The 1114-nt window shown below is 44.2% G+C and carries 3 protein-coding genes; 2 read left to right on the top strand and 1 reads right to left on the bottom strand.

Annotated features, from left to right (window positions below):
* Both JJB97_RS18105 and JJB97_RS18100 read left to right on the top strand, forming a co-directional pair.
* The coding region (locus JJB97_RS18105; RefSeq protein WP_317981597.1) for a ribonuclease domain-containing protein at window positions 1–490 on the top strand (490 nt) is incomplete at its 5' end.
* Window positions 487–783, top strand: coding sequence for a barstar family protein (locus tag JJB97_RS18100; protein WP_238715463.1), 297 nt, complete (start codon window positions 487–489; stop codon window positions 781–783). The genes JJB97_RS18105 and JJB97_RS18100, both read left to right, overlap by 4 nt.
* Window positions 784–888: 105 nt before the next feature.
* Here JJB97_RS18100 and JJB97_RS18095 read toward each other — a convergent pair.
* Window positions 889–1114: SymE family type I addiction module toxin (locus JJB97_RS18095; protein WP_238715461.1), on the bottom strand; the 226-nt coding region annotated here is incomplete at its 5' end.

Genomic DNA, 1114 nt, shown 5'->3' with positions numbered 1-1114 from the left:
TGCCGGGCTAACGAAAGCCGGTGCGTTGCTGACAGAGAAGGTCGTTGCGAAAGTGGCCAGCAAGGCTGAGGTTGCAGCTGCGGCTAACGCGGGTAATGCGGCCCATAACGCGGCAAGCTATGCTGGATTGAAGTTGGATTTGAAAACGACTGAAGCGGCAAATGATCTTGTTGAAAGTCTGCGAAAAACTGGGCAACTGCCTGAAAGTTATGTCAATAAAGCTCAAGCAATGGATAATGGTTGGAAGCCGGGTAAAGCATTGAATAATACATCACCAGGGAAGCAGATCGGTGGTGATATATTTGAAAACTCGAACAATATATTACCGTCCTCTCCCGGAAGAGTATGGCGAGAAGCAGACATAGGTATAGATAATACTATGTCAAGAAGTAATCAGGCCGGAACAAGATTGCTGTATTCAGATGATGGACTGCTTTACATCACTACAGATCACTATGAAACAGCCACCTCTATAGGTAAGTGGAAATGAATAAAAATGATATTGTTATAGATGGTCTTGATATACATACAGAATCCGATGTACACCGTATACTGGCCGAGTTACTGGATTTTGGTCCTTATTATGGAAGGAACCTGGATGCATTATGGGATCGACTTAGTACTGATATTGAAAGGCCAGTAAAAATAACTTGGCTACATTCAGATTTATCAAAGCAACGCCTTGGGGAGCGCTTTGATAAGATAATTAAAATTTTTGAGCGTACAAAACAACAAGATATTAAATTTTCTTGGGATGAAAGATTTGATTATGTGCTGAGATAATTAATATTCTTAGTCGTTCAGGCATTGTGTTTTCCGTAATTGTCTTAGCTGAAACCCACTCAGCAAAACTCCCGCCCGGATAGGGCGGGAAAGCTTTTCGCAAACTCAAAGTTTGTCCAGCTCCACCCGAGCCATCACGCCTTGCAGAAATGCCATAACGTGCTGTTGCTCAGATTCTGGTAATTCTTTGGCCTTATTGAATACTTGCATTAGTGGCGTAACCGTTGGGCGGGCAGTGATCACTAGGCAACCCGGCATTACCCGAACATCTAATTTTGTGCCAGTGGTAAACCCGGCTTCCTCCATCCAGGTGCCGTTCAGGCGCAGGCTG

The organism is Tenebrionibacter intestinalis, assembly GCF_016632365.1.
GTDB classification, from domain to species: Bacteria; Pseudomonadota; Gammaproteobacteria; order Enterobacterales; family Enterobacteriaceae; genus Tenebrionibacter; species Tenebrionibacter intestinalis.
Note: the sequence above shows the minus strand (reverse complement) of the source record. Positions and strands in the feature narration are given on the sequence as shown.

Coding starts and splice junctions, on each gene's coding strand:
- JJB97_RS18100 (WP_238715463.1), top strand. CDS start 487: ATGAATAAAAATGATATTGTTATAGATGGTCTTGATATACATACAGAA.